Here is a 19,602-nt window from a genome sequence, read left to right on the forward strand (position 1 = left end):
TCATTTATGGCCGTGAATTGGCAAATGGCTTCTCCGAGTTAAATGACCCAATCGATCAAAAACAACGTTTCTTGGATCAATTGAAAGAACGTGAAGCTGGCGATGATGAAGCTCACCGTATGGATGAAGACTTCGTTACAGCTCTTGAATACGGTTTACCTCCAACAGCTGGTTTAGGTGTTGGTATCGACCGTCTTGTTATGTTCTTAACAGACTCTGCATCCATCCGCGATGTATTGTTGTTCCCATTGATGAAACCAGAAGCTCCTAAGCATATTGAAGCTGAAGAAGAAGCAGCTGAATAATCTAAAACTAAAAGGCTCCCTATTCTTTGAGTAGGGAGTCTTTTTATTTGTTATATGTTTTATACTATGTTTTATTCCATATGTGTTGATGTATATATCGAGTGTGATACATAGTTACGAAAGGAGGAGGCTGTGAAACATTTAAAGGTTGCTTTATCTGATTCTGTACAATCCAAAATTGGCTCTTTAGAGGGTCGTATATGTGTTCCTATTTGTGATACAGATTTTATAGATGTCGGTGCCGTTGTTATTGGTGATTGTGACTTAGATCGTATCAATAATAATCAAATTCATACCTTTGGTATACCTGTTATTGTCCTAAGATTTGATGAATCTAAGGATTTATCTTGTTATAAGGAGTGCATAGCATCCATTATAGAGTTTGCCTCTACAAATATGGACGATTGCAAATCAGAGATAGAAAAGCTTGTAGCAAGCTATGAAGATTCTATTTTACCACCATTTTTCAAGGCTTTATCTGATTATGTAGGCGATCAAAATTCGCAATTTGATTGCCCTGGACATCAAGGTGGTCAGTTCTTCTATAAACATCCTACAGGTCGCGCCTTCTACAATTTTTTTGGGGAGAATATATTTAGAGCAGACCTTTGTAATGCAGATGTAAAATTAGGGGATCTTTTAATTCACGAAGGCTATGCTTATGATGCGCAAGCGCATGCTGCGAAAGTCTATAATGCTGACAAGACCTATTTTGTGTTAAATGGTACATCTTCAGCGAATAAGGTAGTACTTAATGCTCTTTTAACACCGGGCGATATTATCTTATATGATCGTAATAATCATAAATCCATCTGCCATGGTGGTCTTGTTATGTCTGGTGCTACCCCTATATATCTTGAGACAGCGCGCAATCCATTTGGGTCCATTGGCGGCATTTTAGATCATTGTTTTGATGAAAGTTATATTCGAACTTTGATTGCAGAAAAATCCCCTGAAAAGGCTCGAGCTAAACGTCCTATTCGGCTAGCAGTCATTCAATTAGGCACCTATGATGGTACGATTTATAATGCACGCCAAGTATTAGATAAAATTGGTCATCTTTGTGATTATATTTTCTTTGACTCTGCTTGGGTAGGATATGAACAATTTATTCCTATGATGAAAGATTGTAGCCCGTTACTCTTAGAATTAGGCCCTGATGATCCAGGGATTTTGGTGACTCAATCTGTTCACAAGCAACAAGCAGGTTTTTCTCAAACCTCTCAAATTCATAAGAAGGATAGTCATATAAAGGGGAAAGACCGTTATGTCGATCATAAACGTTTTAATAACTCCTTTATGATGCATGCGTCTACATCGCCATTTTATTCCTTATTTGCCTCTCTCGATGTAAATGCCAAAATCCATGAAGGTGAGTTGGGACAAAAACTGTGGCGTGAGTGTGTTGAAGTTGCTATTGATGCTCGTAAAGTCGTATTGAAGCAATGCAAATATCTCCGTCCGTTAGTACCACCGATAGTGCATGGCAAAAAATGGGAAGACGGAAATACGCAGGAAATGGCAGGTGATGTAGATTACTTTGCTTTTGAACCAGAAGCCAAGTGGCATTCGTTTAACGGCTATGGTAAGGGGCAGTATTTCATTGATCCTTGTAAATTCCAATTGATTACACCAGGAGTCAATGTGGAAACTGGAGAATATGAAGCGTTTGGCATCCCAGCGAATATTCTTGCTAACTATTTAAGGGAGAATCGTATTATCCCTGAAAAATGTGACTTAAATACAATCTTATTCTTGATGACGCCAGCAGAATCTAAGAGTAAGATGGATGCACTCGTGGCGGAACTCGTTCGCTTTGAAAATCTCATAGACCGAGATGCACCGATGGAAGAAGTGTTGCCATCTATTTACAATAGCTATATAGATACATACAAAGGCTATAGTATTCGTCAGCTATGTCAAGAAATGCATGATTTTTATAAGTCTAAAAATGTAAGCCTCTTACAACAACGGCTATTTTCTCGTGAATACTTCCCAGACTATGTCATGAATCCACAAGAGGCAAACTTTGAGTTTCAACGTAACAAGGGAGAATTAGTGCCGCTACGCGAAGCAGAAGGTCGTATTGCTCTTGAGGGCGCTCTACCGTACCCACCTGGTGTATTGTGCGTGCAACCTGGAGAACGTTGGTCTAAGACTGCGTGTGACTATTTCTTGGCTTTAGAGGAAGGCATTAATCAACTGCCTGGCTTTGCTCCAGAAATACAAGGTGTATACATTACTGAACAATCGAATGGCTATAAACAAGCGTATGGTTATGTATTGAAAAAAGAATATGAAATGTAAATTTATACGATTTTATACAAGGACTGTAGGAATTTACTAAAATTTCTTATACATTGATTAAACTGACAACTGGCCGTCGTCGTGAAATTCATCCTATTATGTACATCATGACTGTGGCGTTCATCATTCACTTTGCTATTTAAATAGCATATACTATGAATCATATAGCATAGTCTATTAAAGAAAAAACTAGCGTGTTATATGAGCTTAGCATTTTAGGGCTCTAATTACGCGAGGAGGTTATATGAATTCGACAGTTATTTTAAAAGGGAATATCTTATATACACCGCGTCCTTCAGAATTTATATCCATTCAACATGGCTATATTATTGCCGTAGATGGTGTAGTTGTATATTGTGGTGAAAGTATTCCACCAGCCTATGCAGATTGTGAGGTTACTGATTATGGTGATAATCTCATTATTCCAGGATTTGTAGATACACATGCACATGCTCCACAGTATTGTAATCGTGGCCTTGGGATGGATAAAGAACTCTTACCTTGGTTAGAAACCTATACATTTCCTGAAGAGGCAAAGTTTAGTGATCTAGATTATGCACGGCTAGTATATGGCGCCTTTGTCCAAGACTTATGGCGCAATGGGACTACTAGAAGTATACTGTTTGGCACTATCCATAAAGAGAGCACATTAGTGTTGATGGAACTTTTACAAAAAGCTGGATTATCTGCCTATGTAGGCAAGGTCAATATGGACCGCAATAGCCCAAATTTCTTGATTGAAGAAACAAGTCAATCTTTAGCGGATACGAAAGACTGGTTAGAGGCATCGGCTCAATTTGGTCCATTGGTAAAACCTATTATTACCCCTCGTTTTGTACCATCTTGCACGAGCGAGTTAATGGATGGCCTTGGTACATTATCAGAAGAGTACAAGGTCCCAGTTCAATCCCATTTATCTGAAAATCACGGTGAAATTGATTGGGTAGCAGCATTACATCCTGAGTCACCAAATTATACAGATGTGTATTATGAACATAAATTGATGGGGCGGACGCCAACGGTAATGGCTCATTGCATTCATTTAAGTGACGTAGAAATGGATCGTATGGCAGAAACACAAACTATGGTATCTCATTGTCCATTTTCAAATGTAAACCTATCAAGTGGCATTGCACCAATTCGCAAGCTAATGAAACGGAATATACCAATTGGTTTAGGCTCTGATATATCTGGTGGTCATATTGTATCAATGGCAAAGGTTCTTACAGAAGCCATTGGATTATCTAAAATGAAATGGGTGGAAGTAGATTCAAATTATGCGCCTCTCACATTAAGTGAAGCTTTCTACATGGCTACGAAGGGTGGAGGCAAGTTCTTTGGTAAGGTGGGGAGCTTTGAAAAAGGTTGTGAACTAGATGCTCTTATTATTGATGATACATCACTATTTGACCCAAATGAGCGCACCTTAGAGGAGCGATTAGAGCGTTGGTTATATGTTGGTGATGATCGACATATCGTTGAGCGCTATGTAGCGGGCCGCGTATTACCTAATCCCCAAGGTTGATATTTCAGTTCTGATAACGCTAAAAAGAGGAACAAAATTTAAATAATAGCCAGTACAGGTAGTTTGTATATCATGCAAGCTACCTGTTTTATTTTGACCTCGTGTTGCGCTTCAATGCCCGTGGTGTATAATAAAAAGATATATAAATTAAGAAAGTGGGGTACTTGATGGATATATTAGGGGCAAGGCGCTCTATAGAACAGAAGTTACTTATGCAATCCGTAGGGCTAATGGCCCTTGTAGCAGTAAGTGGCACTATAATGGGGATTGTTACAGGATCTAGCGCGGTCTTATTAGATGGTGTATTTTCTTTTGTCGATGTTGTAATTAAGATCATGATGCTCATGACAGCCAAGTTAATAGCCCGTGAAACGAGTAAGCGCTTTCAATTTGGCTATTGGCAGTTCGAACCTTTGGTACTTGCCGTAGAAGGCTTCTTTATATTACTAATTGTAATTTACGCTCTATCTAGTGGCATTACAGATCTTATATCGGGTGGCCGCCATGTAGATTTTGGACCAGCTATTTATTATGCCATCTTCTTCACCGTCGCTGACACAATCTATTACTTATATGTACGACGGATTAATAAAAGCTTACAGTCTAATTTAATTAAATTTGATAATGTGAGTTGGTATGTTGATGCTTTACTGGAAGCAGCTATCTTAATCAGCTTTGTAGTGGCTATTATGTTAGAAGGAACTGAATATGCTGATTGGGCCGCTTATATTGACCCGATTGTTCTCATTGTATTGGCCGTACAGATGATACCATCCGCGTTCCGCATTATTATCCCATCCGTAAAACAAGTATTGGGATGGGCACCAACTTCATTACATAATGAAGTGCAAGAAATTATGGATCGCTTTATGGAAAAGTACAATTTCAAAGATTACGTTTCTAGTGTACAAGTATATGGGAATACTCGAATTATTGAAATTGATATTTTAGTTCGCAAGAACTTCCCATATCAAACGATTGCTGAAATCGATGCAATTCGCAATGAAATTGACCAAGAAATCGGAGGGAACCCAACGGAAAAATGGGTAACCATTTCTTTCACAGGTACCCGAAAATGGATGGCTAAAGATTATTTACTAGAAGAAGATGATGATGAATAGCATAAAAATTAATTAGAAATCTAGTAGATAGCTTATAATTTAATGATAAATACACCAATATATGGTATACTTAAACGTATTGAATATATTGTTCGTAGCATAGTTGGAAGATGAGGTTTATAGTATGTTAGACTTGAAATTTGTCCGTGAAAATATTGATTTAGTGCAACAAAACTTAGATAATCGTCACACGAATGGCGATTTAGAAACCTTTGTATCCGCTTATGATGAACGTCGTCAGTTGATTGGTAAAGTAGAGGAGTTAAAAGCTCTTCGTAATTCCGTAACTGAAGAAATTAGCCAATTAAAACGCAATAAAGAAAATGCGGATGATAAAATCGCAGAAATGAAAAAAGTAGGCGATGATATTGCAGGGCTTGATAATCGTATCCGCGACGTAGAAGCTAAATTACGTGATGCGGCGTTGATGTTGCCAAATATGTGCGATGCATCTGTTCCTGTTGGTGCTGATGAAGATGAAAATGTGGAACAACGTAAATGGGGCGAACCACGTCAATTTGACTTTGATGTACAAGCTCATTGGGATTTAGGTGAAAATCTTGATATCCTTGATTTCAATCGCGCTGGTAAAATGAGTGGTGCTCGTTTCACAGTATATAAAGGTTTAGGTGCTCGTTTAGAACGTGCTCTTATTAACTTCATGGTTGATCTTCATGTAGATAAACAAGGCTACACTGAAATGATGACTCCATATATGGTAACTCGTGAGACATTGACAGGTACTGGCCAATTGCCTAAGTTTGCTGAAGATATGTACCATGTAGAGGATACTGAATACTTCTTGATCCCTACAGCAGAGGTTACATTAACTAATTATCATAGCGGTGAAATCTTGAGTGAAGAAGAATTGCCTAAATACTACACTGCATTTACAGCGTGCTTCCGTGCTGAAGCTGGTTCTGCAGGTCGTGATACACGTGGTCTTATTCGCCAACATCAATTCAACAAAGTTGAAATGGTTAAATTAGCTAAACCTGAAGATTCTTATGCAGAATTAGAAAAGTTAACTGATAATGCAGAAGAAGTATTGCGTTTATTGGAATTACCATTCCGTGTAATTACACTTTGCACAGGTGATATTGGCTTTGGTTCTGCTAAAACATATGACGTAGAGGTATGGATGCCAGCTCAAGGCAAGTACAGAGAAATCTCTTCTTGCTCCAATATGACTGATTTCCAAGCTCGTCGTGCAAATATTAAATTCCGTCGTGGACCTAAAGGTAAACCAGAATTCCTTCATACATTAAATGGCTCTGGTCTTGCTGTGGGCCGTACAGTAGCAGCTATCTTGGAAAATTACCAACAAGCTGATGGTTCTGTTGTAATTCCTAAGGTACTTGTTCCTTACATGGGTGGCGTAGAAGTAATCAAGGCAGCAAAATAAGAGGGGGCATTTGATGAAGTTCTTTATTGATACCGCAGAATTTGATGAGATAAAAGAAGCGTATGCTTTTGGTTTTATCGATGGTGTTACTACTAACCCATCCCTTATCGTGAAAGCTAAACGCGATTTAAAACAAGTTATTTCTGAAATTGCAAATCTTGTAGAAGGTCCTGTAAGTGCAGAGGTTATTGCTTCCGATGCAGAAGGCATGATCGCTGAAGCTCATGAGCTTGTAAAATTAGGCTCTAATGTAGTTATTAAAGTGCCTATGACTCCAGAAGGCCTTAAAGCTGTTGCCGTGTTGAGCAAAGAAGGTATTAAAACAAATGTAACATTAATCTTCTCTGCTAACCAAGCTTTATTGGCAGCCCGTGCAGGTGCTACCTATGTGAGCCCATTTGTGGGTCGCATTGATGATATCAGCATGGATGGCCTTACATTAATTCAAGATATTGCAGACATATTTGCTATTCATGGTATTGAAACTGAAATTATTGCAGCTAGTGTGAGAACACCATTGCATATCATACAATGTGCTAAAGCCGGTGCTCATATTGCAACAGTGCCATTCAAAGTACTTATGCAAGCTATGAAACATCCGTTGACGGATGCAGGGCTTGAAAAATTTATGGCAGATTGGAAACAAGCTAATCAATAAGTTAAGTATTCGGCTCAATGTAAGAGTCATATTACAATACACACAGGACTTATAAGGAGGCCTATTATGGATCGTACATTATCTTTGGAATTTGCTCGTGTCGTTGAAGCGGCTGCTTTACGCAGTGGTCGGTTACTTGGCCGCGGTCAAAAGGATGCAGCGGATGGTCTTGCTGTAGATGCAATGCGTCAAGCATTTGACTCTGTTCGTATTTCTGGTACAGTAGTTATCGGCGAAGGCGAAATTGATGAAGCGCCTATGCTTTACATTGGTGAACATGTAGGTGCTGGTGGTCCAGAAGTAGATATCGCAGTTGACCCAATTGAAGGCACAAACTTGATTGCAAAAGGCCAAAATGGTGCGATTGCAGTTATGGCTATTGCTGAAAAAGGTGGCTTGTTACATGCACCAGATATGTACATGGAAAAACTTTGCGTTGGTCCTCGTGGTGCAGGTGCTATCGATATTACTAAATCTTTAACTGAAAATATCAAAAATGTAGCGGCAAAAATGAATCGCAATGTCGATGAAATTACACTTGTTATGCTTGATCGTGAACGTCATCATGGTTTGATGAAAGAAGCCCGTGATCTTGGTGCACGTATTATGTTAATTTCTGATGGTGATGTTAACCCAGCTATGGAATGTTGTATTGAAGGTTCTGGGGTACACATGGTTGTTGGTACTGGTGGTGCACCAGAAGGCGTATTGGCTGCAGCTGCTTTGAAATGCGTAGGTGGCGATATGCAAGCGCGCTTGAAACCAGAAACAGAAGAAGAAATTCGTCGTTGTCATGAAATGGGTATTACCGATGTAAATCAAGTACTTACATTGGATGATTTAGTTCGTACAGATGATGTTATCTTCGCGGCTACTGCTATTACTCGCGGTAACTTATTGAATGCTATTCAATACTTCCCAGGTGGTGCGCGTACACATACTATCGTAATGCGCTCTAAAACTGGTACTGTTCGTTTCTTAGACACAGTACATATGGATGAGAAACTAAAATCCTTAAAAGCAAAATAATAATTAGGCCCCTCAAAATGAGGGGCTTTTTTTCTCAGTATTTTCTCACAGTCTCTTGATGAGATATATCGAAAAATAGTATAATAACATTTAGTATATGACGTTATAAATACAACGTCTTGTAGTTCATACAAGATGATCGATATAAAGTGTAGGAGGAATTCTGTTGGAAAAGCTAATCATTCAAGGTGGCAACCGGTTGGAAGGCCGTGTACGTGTTAGTAGCGCTAAAAATGCGGTACTCCCTATTATTGCCGGTACTTTGCTAGCATCAACGCCTAGTAAATTACTTGAAATTCCAAATTTGGAAGATGTAGGTACAATTTGCCAAGTTATCGAGTCTTTGGGGGTTAAAATTACTCGTAATAAAGCAGATGATGAAATTATCTTCGATGCATCTACATTGACTGCTACGGAAGCTCCTTATGAGCTTGTACGCAAAATGCGTGCATCTTTCCTTGTAATGGGTCCACTTTTGGCGCGTAAAGGGGAGGCTAAAATCTCCATGCCAGGTGGTTGTGCTATCGGTGCACGTCCTATTGATCTTCACCTAAAAGCTTTCGAAGCGTTAGGTGCTAAAATTGAAATTACTGAAGATTATGTATATGCACATGCTCCAGAAGGCCTTAAAGGCACTCAAATCTACTTGGATTTCCCAAGTGTAGGGGCTACAGAAAATGTAATTATGGCCGCTTCTATGGCGGAAGGTAAAACTGTTATCGAAAATGCTGCGGAAGAACCTGAAATCGTTGATTTAGCGACATTCTTAAATGCAATGGGCGCTAATATCCGCGGTGCTGGTACTAATGTAATTCGCATTGAAGGTGTGCCTCAATTACATGGTGCAATTCATACGGTTATTCCTGACCGTATCGAAGCTGGTACATACTTGATTGCAGCTGCTATGGCTGGTGGTGACGTATTTGTAGAAAATGCATTGCCTGAACATTTAAAACCAGTAGTAGCTAAATTAAAAGAAGCTGGCGTTACTGTAGAGGAAGAAATTGATGGCATTCGCGTTATCAGTACTGGTAAAGGTATCAAAGCTGTTGATATCAAAACGTTACCATACCCAGGCTTCCCAACAGATATGCAAGCTCAATTTATGGCGCTTACTACAATCGCTGAAGGCACAAGTACAGTAACAGAGACTGTATTTGAAAACCGCTTTATGCATGTTGCTGAACTTCGCAAAATGGGTGCTCATATCGATATCGACAATCGTCAAGCGATTGTAGAAGGTATGCCACGCTTACATGGTGCTGTAGTTAATGCTACAGACTTGCGTGCAGGTGCGGCTCTTGTTTGTGCTGCGTTGACTGCAGAAGGTAGAACAGAAGTTGGTCGTTTACATCATATCGATCGTGGTTATGATGATTTCGTAGGTAAATTGCAAAGGTTAGGTGCTGATATTGTTCGGGTTGACGAATAAAAGTACAGAGCCAAAACAGAATAAAAAGAAACGAAGCCGGCGCTCAAAAGGGCCGGCTTTATACAACGAGCAACAAAACTTAGGTGCTGCTAAGGTTGAAAATGCTAAAACTAGCACTAATCGAAAGCCATTGCGTAGGACAAAACGCAAGTCCACAAAGCTTTCTGAGGGCGTAGCAAAGCAAGCTAGCCATTTAGCTTCCAATATGCGTGAAGCCATGGTTAGAGTCACGAAGATGCGCCGTGTGGAACGTCGTAATCGTGAGACTGTAGCTATTGCAAAAACTACACCAGCTATGACCTTGAAGCGCCTAGTTCGTCCTGAGCAGGTGGGCGATTTAATGGGACGATTAAATCGTTCATTAAACTTTGACTTGGGCATCGACTTAGGAACTGCGAATATTCTTATTTTCGCTAAAGGTAAGGGCTTAGTCTTAGATGAGCCAGCTTATATTGCGAAAGATGATAAAACAGGGGATATTCTTGCCTTAGGCGAAGCTGCACGTACTATGATAGGACGTACACCTAAAGGCATATCTGTTATTCGCCCTGTTCAAGCAGGTGTTATTGCAGATTATGATATGACCGAATTTATGTTAAAGTATTTTATTCGTTCAGTCGTGCCTGCTTCTAGATTGATGAAAACGCGTATTATCGTATGTGTACCATCTGGGATTACACCTGTTGAAAAACGGGCCATTTTAGAAGCTTTGCTTAGAACTGGGGCCAAGAAGACTGTCTTGATAGAGGAACCATTGGCGGCAGCTATGGGGACAGGTCTCAATGATGCAGACCAAGTTGGGGCCATGGTTGTCGATGTTGGTGGCGGTACTACGGATATTGCAGTTCTTTGTGATACGGGTGTTGTTGTAAGTGAATCCCTTCGCATTGGGGGAGATTCCTTCAATGAATCTATTATCCGTTACATCCGTCGTAAGAAGAGACTTGTTATTGGACCTTTAACAGCAGAAAAGATTAAGATTTCTGTCGGGACTGTAGATCGTCGTGCTAAGGAGCGAACTATAGAGGTTAGAGGGCGTGATGCAAGCTCTGGACTACCTAAGATGGTTGCTGTTAATTCCTTAGAAATTCAACGTGCCTTAGAGGCGCAAGTGATGAATATTCTAGAAGGAATTAAATCTATTTTAGAAAAAACGCCACCAGAACTTGTAGCGGCTATTAATGATCACGGCATCATTCTTACCGGTGGCGGTGCTCTCATCGATGGGTTAGATCGTGTTATTACACGTTCTGTAGGTATTGCATCGTATTTGGTAGAGTCTCCACGATATGCTGTTATCAAAGGGGTTGCTAAAGCTCTTGATGAAATGTCACAATTGCGTGATACCTTGGATGAATTACAATAAAATATTGTATTGACATACTATGTAAATTGACGAAGTTGCTATTTATAGTTAGGCCATTGATGATTGGAATAACTGTAGATAGTAACTTCGTTTTTTAGTGCCCTCTTTTTGTAATTTTCATCTTTATGATGTATACTATAGTAAAAGTATATTGCATAAAATTGATGTATAAAAATAAACCTTATTAATATGGTTTGTCGCTATAGAGGAATTGTATATGAAACGATATTTATATATGACTTTTGCTGTTTTAGGTTTTCTAGGCAGTACCATACCTTATGCTGAGGCTGGGAATTTAACAGGCGTACGTGTATCTAATCATGAAGGCACAAGTCGAATTGTATTGGATGTATCTGAAATGCCTGTATCTTGGACTAAGTCTTATAATGAGTCCACACATGCCCTTACACTTAACCTTGGTGGTACTACAAATGGATTGACGGGTCCTATAGCGCAAAATAATACAAAAACAGGTGTTTTAAAAGGCATTGGCTTACAACCTGTTAATGGATCTTTGCAAGTAACATTGACGGCTAACAAGGATGTACAACATCATGAATTTACATTGGAGAAGCCATCGCGTATTGTAGTTGATTTGTTTTCTAGCTATGCTCAACAAACAACAAAGGATGTAAATAAATCTGTTACGTATAGCAAGATTAATAACACTGTAGCAGAAGGAAAAATCCAAGCCTTTGCATTATCTGTGGACAATGATTCATCTATGGTGGTCGCTCATGTTTCGGAAGGTAAACCCTTATCATCTGTAGTTCAATCGCATACTGCTATAATTGGCGCAAAGGTAAAAGGTAGTAGTTTTGATCGCCCTTATTCGGTAGCAAGTGATGGAACTATTGATTTAGAGCGTATTTCTAACCGTGGCACCTTGCGATATACACCAAATCGTGGATATTTTATTGAAGAAAAAAGACCTTTACTACAGGCTAAAACACAGAAGGATACATTCCTGATTACCTCTGTTAATACAAGTCGTAAAGAAAATGCTTTGACTCTATATACATCAGCGTATGGGGCATCTACAAAGACTAATGACTTTGGATACGAAGTGACTGTTGCTAATGGCAAGGTGGTTAGTGGTCAAAAAGGGAATTCTAAAATTGGAGAAAACCAATACGTATTATCTGGTCATGGAGAATCTAGGGATGCGTTACGTAAATTAAAGGTGGGCACACCGATTACGATTCAAAATAGACCGGAGTTGGCACAAGTGAATACCACTGGTGGAGCAGCTTTACAAGCAGGTACTATGGTTTTGAAAAATGGTAACTATGTTGGTGCTGATGGGACCCATAATAAAGCTCGTAGTTTTATAGGAACTACTAAAGATCATAATTTGGTGGTTCTTACTGTTGATAAAGCTGGGCTTCAATCCGTAGGGGTTACACAACAAGAAGGGGCTCAACTATTATCCAAACTAGGCGTCGTGGATGGTGCTGAATTATCGAATCAAGGTAGTGTTGATTTAGTAGTCAATGATACATACGTTCATAAAGCGACTTCAAATCCTACGACCTATGAGGATATTGTAATTATAAAATGAATTCGTTGCATACAATTTTGTTTGAAATATTAGTAATAATTTAGTATACTATAAATACATAACTAATTTTGTAAAAGGAGGGATCGTTATGAAAAGAGTAGTGTTGGCATTAGCTGCTTTAGGCATTTTAAGTGTTAGCTCTGTAATGGCGGCCCCTGTATCATACCAAAGTGTATTAACAGGTAAAGTTGCTTCTACAGTTTCTGTTGGCTCTGCTGTAACAGAAGGTCAAACATTGGTAACTGTAGAGACATTGGCTGGCCCTATGGCTGCTGCTAAATCTACTGTAACTGGTACTGTAACGGCGGTTAATGTTACAGTGGGCTCAGACGTTTCTCGTGATCAAATCGTTGTCACAGTAGAAAGTAAATAAAGGAGAGAAGGAATGAAGTTTTCTCATTCTTGGCGTCGGTATAGAAAAGCGATACTGGCGCTTTTCTTCTGTACTTCACTTACAGCTGCACAGGCTGTTGATTTCATGCCTGTCAATGATGTAACTACAGGTATGGAAGGCATTGCAAAAACTGTAATTGTAGGAGATACCATTTCTACCTTTGATGTAAAGGTACTTGGTGTCATGAAGGATAAGGGACCATCTGGTCATCTTATTTTAGCGAAGTTCTCTGGTCCTGTTATGGAAAAAACAGGCGGCATCGCTCATGGCATGAGTGGTAGTCCTGTATATATAAATGGTAAGCTCGTTGGTGCTGTTGCTTATGGCTGGGGCTTTGCAGATGGTACGATTGGGATGATTACCCCTATCGAGGATATGGTGAAATTATGGAATATTCCATATGAGAAGAACTTATCCAAACCATGGGATGATAAACAATTGATCCCTCTTGGCACGCCACTTATGGCTTATGGCTTTGATGCAGCATCCATGGATTACTTCAAATCCAAGTTGCCACAATATAAATATGAAACATATGATACGGCTAGTGCTAGTGGTGATGAAATTGCTAAACCTCTAGAAGCCGGTGGTTCTGTAGCAGCATTACTAGTTGATGGTGACCTAAAACTGGGGGCCATTGGTACTGTTACCTATGTAGATGGGGAAAAGATTGTTGCCTTTGGTCATCCATTCTTAAAACATGGCTCCTCAAACTACTTCATGCATAATGCAAGCATCTTTACAGTAGTTAAAAGTTATGATGCTGCTTTCAAATTGGGCTCTATGGGCAAGGAAGTTGGCTCTGTAACTGAAGATAGAGGTGCTGGTATTGCAGGTGTTTCTGGTGTGATTTCTCCAGGGATCCCTATGCGATTCCATTTGAAAGACCTTGATATGGGGCGTGATAAAACTAGCTCTGTTAAGGTTATTGAAGATAGTGAGATGACACCGACTTTAGCGGCTACATCTCTATATAACATGTTGAATAAAACGTTGGATCGTAGTGGCGCTGGTACGGCTACCATTTCTTATACAATCACACCAAGAGGTAAAGAGCATAAACCGTTGACGCGAACTAATATGTTCTATAGCTCTGACTCTATCTCTGAGAAGGCTGTTGATGAGTTCTATAATGTTATCGACGTTCTTATGAATAACCGATTCATTAATTATGAAATTTCTGACATCTCTGTAGAAACTGAGGTGACACAAGATAAGAAAACAGCTAAGCTTGTTGATGCCTCTGCATCTTCAACCATTGTTTCCCCTGGTGATACAATCGTTGTAGATGTAACGTTGGAGCCGTTCCGCGGTGAGAAGGTCGTTAAACAAATCTTCTTTAAGGTTCCTGAGGATCAAGCTGTTGGCAAGTATACCTTAGAGGTGCGTGGGGGCGGTGAAATCCCATTACCTTATGTATTAGAAAAGCAAAAATATAATTTAACTGATGAAATTTTACGTCGCTTAAAAGTTCATAAAGATTTTAATGAACTTTATGATGAAATTCAAAAGACTGATACAAATAATCAAATCGTTGTAGAGTTTTTAGAAGATGGCATTAGTCTTGTTGATGAAGATGGTTCCCAATCTGTTAAAAAAGCTAAACTTAAAGATGTGGAATCAAAACCTATGCCAGGGGATGTAAAGAAAAAAACAGGTCAAGAAGATTTGAGTTCTAGTAAGGACGATGATAATCAAATAGAAAAAACTGCTATTGATACGGAATACATCGTTCAAGGTGATGGTCAATTTACAATTCATGTTATGAAACCAGCCGATCGCGATAAAGCATTAGCTAAACGCGTAAAAGAAGTTAAAAATCAAAGCAAGATGGAACATAAATTAGAATTGGAAGACCAATCCAAAAAGGATAAATCCAGTAAAAAAGATGTGAAAAAGTCTGATAAACAAGATGTGAAAAAATCTGATAAACAAGACCAAAAAACACCTGATAAAAAGGATGAATCTAAAGTAAATGATACTAATGCAGCTGAATAAGCTGAAAATGTAAGGGGAAAGGGCTAAACTGTTGAATTGGCTAGAATCGATAGGACGAGCTGTAATGAACGGCCTATCACAGATGGGGAGTGCTACATTATTGGTGTGGCACACAATTAGACAACTGAAAATGATTAATCTGTGGCATGTGTTTCAGCAGATGGCTCACTTAGGCGTAGATTCGTTGCCGATTATCAGTTTAACGTTACTCTTTGCTGGTGCAGTTATGACCTTACAGATTACAGATGTATTGATTACATATGGTGCACAAAGCACTGTAGGTGGTCTTATGGCTGTTGCTATGGGACGTGAATTAGGTCCCATCTTAGTAGGGGTAGTACTAGCTGGCCGTGTTGGCGCTGCCATCACGGCTGAAATTGGTACAATGAAGGTAACCGAACAAATCGATGCGCTTCGTGTTATGGCTGTCGATCCTATTGGTTATCTTGTGGTACCTCGTGTAGTAGCATGTATGATTATGGTGCCTATATTGGCGTTTTATGGTGTAGTAATTGGCATTGCAGGTGGTTACTTTGTGGCTACTGCAATTAAGGGTTTAGCGCCAAGTACCTATTTAGATTCTATTCAAATGTTTTCTACTATTTCAGACTTCACATTAGGCTTAGTTAAGTCCAGTGTGTTTGGTGCTGTTATTGCATTGGTAGGCTCCTATAAGGGGATGGAAACTAAAATGGGCGCAGAAGCCGTAGGCTTTTCCACAACTAGTTCTGTAGTAACTAGTATTATTTTAGTATTTGTATTAAATTACTTTTTATCTACCTTGTTATATTAGTAGATACGCTAGAGGGATTTATGATAGAACTACGCGATGTTGTAGTTGCCTATGAGTCACGTGTGATTTTAGACTCCATTAATCTTACTATCAATGATGGGGAGACGTTGGTTATATTAGGTGGTAGTGGCAGTGGTAAAAGTACATTGCTTCGATTATTAATTGGCTTGCAGCGCCCTACATCGGGACAGATTATTGTAGATGGCACAGATATTACAACATTATCTGAAGATGAATTTAATACAGTACGAAGAAAAATGGGGATGGTATTCCAATACTCTGCTCTGTTTGATTCTATGTCGGTAGGCGAAAACGTGGCCTTTGGCTTACGTCAACATACGGACTTAGGCGACGATGAGATACGACGCATTGTAGCAGAGCGACTAGATTGGGTCGGTTTGAAAGGGTATGAATCCTATATGCCTAACGAATTGTCAGGCGGTATGAAAAAGCGCGTTAGCTTAGCTCGCGCCATAGCGCTAGACCCAAGCTTAATCCTCTATGATGAACCTTCATCCGGCTTGGATCCTATTACATCTGGTACGATTAGTATGCTAATTAAGGGGATGCAACAACGGCTTGGTTGTACTTCTATTGTAGTAACACATGATATGCAATCCGCGTTTTACGTGGCAAATCGCATAGCTTTACTTGATAAGGGGAAATTTGTGGAAATTTCTGATACAATAGACTTTAAGAATTCTACAAATAAAAAGGTACAACAGTTTATTCATGGTGAAGCAGAACCAATTAATGTATCTGCGATGGGAGATGTGTAATGAAGTGGACGACGGAGGCCAAGGTAGGGGCTTTCACAATAATAGGTATAGCTCTATTTATTGCGGGAATACTTTTTGTAGGTCGCATTGATATATGGGCTAAGCCACAAATGACGATTACTGGCGATTTTGCTCAAGTTAATGGCCTAAAAAATGGCAATCAAGTTAAATATTCAGGTGTGGCCATCGGTAATGTCTCTGATATCGAGATTACTCCGCATGGTGTTGTAGTAAAAATGAAGCTTGATGAAAAAACACAAATTCCAAGTGATTCTACGTTCACATTGGGATCAGATGGTTTTTTAGGTGATAAATTTATTCAAATTTCACCAGGTCAATCTAAGGTGTTTTTACAAGATGGTGACTCTGTTAAGGGCGAAGGTGCAGACGCTATGGATAAAGCGATGCAAAGTGCTCAAAAGTTAATGGATGGCACCGAAAAAATGTTGCAATCTATCAATAATATTATTGGTGATCCAGCAACGCAAAATGCACTTAAACATTCCTTGCAATCTACTGCGACGATGGCTGATAATGCTGTAGCGATTACACAAAATATGGCTGATGTAACGGCACAGCTAAATCAAGCTGCTCAACAATTTAATGCAGATGGTAATGCAGGCAATGATATGCGTGCTATTTTGACTAACTTAAAACAAACTACGGATCGTGTAGATAATATGGCTCGTTCTATGGAGTCTACTGTAACTGATCCTAAAGCACAGGAAAATATTAAGGAAACATTACATAATACGGCACAGATTTCAGCTCGCATCAACAAATTGATGGGTGGTAAAGCATATCAAACTGATGCAAGTGGAAATGTAGTAGATGGAAATAATGTTGAAAAAAAGTCATCTACTAAAGTTGAGCCTTCTGTAGATTTGTTATATAACACAACAGATGATGAATTCCGCATCAATGGTCGTGTTCGTGCTTATAATGATAAAGGTATGGCTGAGCTTGGCCTTTCCAATATCGGCGATGGCACTAAATTCGATTTAAATGCAGGTCGATTCATTAGCTCTAAATGGCTAGTACGGGGCGGTATTTTTGAAAGTGAATTAGGACTTGGCGTTGACTATAATTTACGTGGTCCAGTTTCATTATCCGCAGCGGTATATGACCTTAACAATCGCAAATATCGTATTCGTAGTGATATACGTTTACATAAAGATACTTATGGGGTTATTCAAATGACCAGACCGTTCGGTTCCACGAATGGTGGTACCTACTTTGGTATCAAACAAGTATTTTAAAGACTAATACATTCACTTTAGGTGAGTATGGAGGTACATATTATGAATAAAAAGGTTTTATCCTTAGGTGTAATGCTCTCCTTAGCTACTACAGGTGCAATGGCTGCTGATGTAGTTACAACTTCCGTTAATAATGGAGACCAATTAAGCAAATATCAAAAAGAAGCGATTCAATTAACACAAAAGCAATTAGCCGAAAAATCTGTTCAAGATAGTAAAACATATGAGAGCAAATTGGACCTCGATGAGACTCGTACCATAGAGTTGGCGTTGGCGAATAACCGTACAGCAAAACAAACTAAATGGGGCTATGAAGCTGCTAAATCTGCAGTGAGCCAAGTAGCAGCAGGCAAGAACCCTAGTGTAAGCTATGGTTGGTCTGCTCAAAAAACAGGCGGTGACACTGGCCGTGGTAAATCTGGTAGTCATAACTTCTCCATTAGTGCTCCTGTATTTAATCCTCAACTCGATGCAAGTATTGATTCTGCACGTTATACTCGTGAAGGCACTGGCGCTAGCTATGAAGAAGCATTGCAACAAGCAAAATATGATGCTATTAGTGGCTACTATACATTGATCATGAACCGTAATCTTGTTGATGTGGCTCAACAAGCTGTTAAAGATTACCAAGGTCATGTAACAAATGTGCAAGCTCAATATAATGTTGGTTTGGTAGCAAGTTCTGATGTATTGGCTGCTAAAACAAATCTTGCTGATTCTGAAACAAATCTTGTAAAAGCGCAAAATTCTGCAAATTTAGCAGAGGCTAGCTTGAATCAAGTCATTGCATATCCTGCACAAACAGCTATTAATACAGCAGAACATGACTTACAATATAAACCTTACAATATTACGTTGGAACAAGCTAAAGCATATGCTTTGCTTCACCGTTCTGCCCTTGTAAAATCTGCTCTCGATGTAAAATCTGCAGAAGAGGCTGTAAAATCTGCTAAATCTGGCTACTTGCCAACTGTAGCTGTAAAAGCTGGTCGTGGTTATGCCGATCCAGATGGTTACTTTGGAACAAGTACAAAATCCTGGAGTGTAGGTGCTACTGCATCTTGGAGCTTATGGGATGGCGGTGCAACACAAAATGCTATTAAAAAAGCAAATGCACAACTTGAACAAGCGAAAGAGGCTAATTTAGCTACTGTTGATGCTGTATTATTAGCAGTACAAAAAGCATACTTGAATTTGCGTTCTGCAGAGCAAACAATCCAAAGCACTCAAACTGCAGTTGCTCAAGGTCAAGAAAGCTTCCGTATTGCTACACTTCGCTATCGTGCTGGTGTTGGTACAAACCTTGATGTACTCGATGCGGAAACTAAATTAACAGATGCTCGTAATAACTATGTACAAGCTCTTTATAATTACAATATTAGCATTGCAGCTCTTGAACAATTGACAGGTGTTCCATTGAATACTCCAGTTGGACAAGGTGCAGAAATTATTGCAAACAGTGGTGCAGCTGAACAATTAGCACAACTTGGTGGCAATCAATAATAGAATACTAAAAAAGACGACTTCGGTCGTCTTTTTTTTGTTATAGATTTATAAAGCGTAAATTCATTGTATATTTTCATTTTTATGTTATGGTAATGTTTAAAATAATTTTATCTGTAGTTATTGCAGAAAATGATTAGTAAAAAAATATATTAGTTTTATAAAAT

The 19,602-nt window shown here is 39.2% G+C and carries 16 protein-coding genes; all 16 read left to right on the top strand.

Annotation, left to right across the window (positions count from 1 at the left end; all coding sequences use genetic code 11):
• Positions 1-305: amino acid--tRNA ligase-related protein (locus tag QZ055_RS00005; RefSeq protein WP_295823803.1), on the top strand; the 305-nt coding region annotated here is incomplete at its 5' end.
• Between the two features lie 132 nt (positions 306-437).
• The gene (speC, locus tag QZ055_RS00010; RefSeq protein ID WP_295823805.1) at positions 438-2,612 is read left to right on the top strand and encodes an ornithine decarboxylase; all 2,175 of its coding nucleotides are present in this window, start codon (positions 438-440) and stop codon (positions 2,610-2,612) included.
• 244 nt (positions 2,613-2,856) lie between these two features.
• Positions 2,857-4,137, top strand: a complete 1,281-nt coding sequence (guaD, locus tag QZ055_RS00015; RefSeq protein ID WP_295823807.1) for a guanine deaminase — start codon at positions 2,857-2,859, stop codon at positions 4,135-4,137.
• A 167-nt stretch (positions 4,138-4,304) separates the two neighbouring features.
• Complete coding sequence (locus QZ055_RS00020; protein WP_119206308.1) at positions 4,305-5,258, top strand: cation diffusion facilitator family transporter; 954 nt, start codon at positions 4,305-4,307, stop codon at positions 5,256-5,258.
• Between the two features lie 124 nt (positions 5,259-5,382).
• Positions 5,383-6,663 (top strand): serine--tRNA ligase, encoded by a 1,281-nt coding sequence (serS, locus tag QZ055_RS00025; RefSeq protein ID WP_295823813.1) that lies wholly within the window; start codon positions 5,383-5,385, stop codon positions 6,661-6,663.
• A 13-nt stretch (positions 6,664-6,676) separates the two neighbouring features.
• A complete protein-coding gene (gene fsa, locus QZ055_RS00030; RefSeq protein ID WP_105090294.1) occupies positions 6,677-7,321 on the top strand; it encodes a fructose-6-phosphate aldolase in 645 nt (214 codons plus the stop codon).
• A 66-nt stretch (positions 7,322-7,387) separates the two neighbouring features.
• Positions 7,388-8,350, top strand: a complete 963-nt coding sequence (gene glpX / locus QZ055_RS00035; RefSeq protein ID WP_005387249.1) for a class II fructose-bisphosphatase — start codon at positions 7,388-7,390, stop codon at positions 8,348-8,350.
• Between the two features lie 166 nt (positions 8,351-8,516).
• On the top strand, positions 8,517-9,782 hold the full coding sequence (gene murA, locus QZ055_RS00040) for a UDP-N-acetylglucosamine 1-carboxyvinyltransferase (protein ID WP_105086170.1): 1,266 nt from the start codon (positions 8,517-8,519) through the stop codon (positions 9,780-9,782).
• The gene (locus QZ055_RS00045; protein WP_227720993.1) at positions 9,763-11,148 is read left to right on the top strand and encodes a rod shape-determining protein; all 1,386 of its coding nucleotides are present in this window, start codon (positions 9,763-9,765) and stop codon (positions 11,146-11,148) included. The genes murA and QZ055_RS00045 overlap by 20 nt, the downstream gene beginning before the upstream one ends.
• Positions 11,149-11,365: 217 nt before the next feature.
• Positions 11,366-12,709, top strand: coding sequence for a phosphodiester glycosidase family protein (locus QZ055_RS00050; protein WP_295823815.1), 1,344 nt, complete (start codon positions 11,366-11,368; stop codon positions 12,707-12,709).
• 88 nt (positions 12,710-12,797) lie between these two features.
• Positions 12,798-13,082 (top strand): biotin/lipoyl-containing protein, encoded by a 285-nt coding sequence (locus QZ055_RS00055; RefSeq protein WP_005387253.1) that lies wholly within the window; start codon positions 12,798-12,800, stop codon positions 13,080-13,082.
• Between the two features lie 12 nt (positions 13,083-13,094).
• A complete protein-coding gene (locus tag QZ055_RS00060) occupies positions 13,095-15,101 on the top strand; it encodes a SpoIVB peptidase S55 domain-containing protein (protein WP_005387254.1) in 2,007 nt (668 codons plus the stop codon).
• Between the two features lie 31 nt (positions 15,102-15,132).
• Entirely contained in the window at positions 15,133-15,894 is a 762-nt protein-coding gene (locus tag QZ055_RS00065) for an ABC transporter permease (RefSeq protein WP_039969447.1), read from the top strand.
• Between the two features lie 20 nt (positions 15,895-15,914).
• Positions 15,915-16,673 carry an ABC transporter ATP-binding protein gene (locus QZ055_RS00070; protein WP_295233068.1) on the top strand — a complete coding sequence of 253 codons (759 nt, stop codon included), beginning with the start codon at positions 15,915-15,917 and terminating at the stop codon, positions 16,671-16,673.
• On the top strand, positions 16,673-17,932 hold the full coding sequence (locus QZ055_RS00075) for an MlaD family protein (protein ID WP_105090299.1): 1,260 nt from the start codon (positions 16,673-16,675) through the stop codon (positions 17,930-17,932). The genes QZ055_RS00070 and QZ055_RS00075 overlap by 1 nt, the downstream gene beginning before the upstream one ends.
• Positions 17,933-17,974: 42 nt before the next feature.
• Positions 17,975-19,435 (top strand): TolC family protein, encoded by a 1,461-nt coding sequence (locus QZ055_RS00080; RefSeq protein ID WP_105090300.1) that lies wholly within the window; start codon positions 17,975-17,977, stop codon positions 19,433-19,435.
• The last annotated feature ends 167 nt before the right edge of the window (positions 19,436-19,602 follow it).

It is taken from the genome of uncultured Veillonella sp., assembly GCF_905209685.1.
GTDB lineage: Bacteria > Bacillota > Negativicutes > Veillonellales > Veillonellaceae > Veillonella.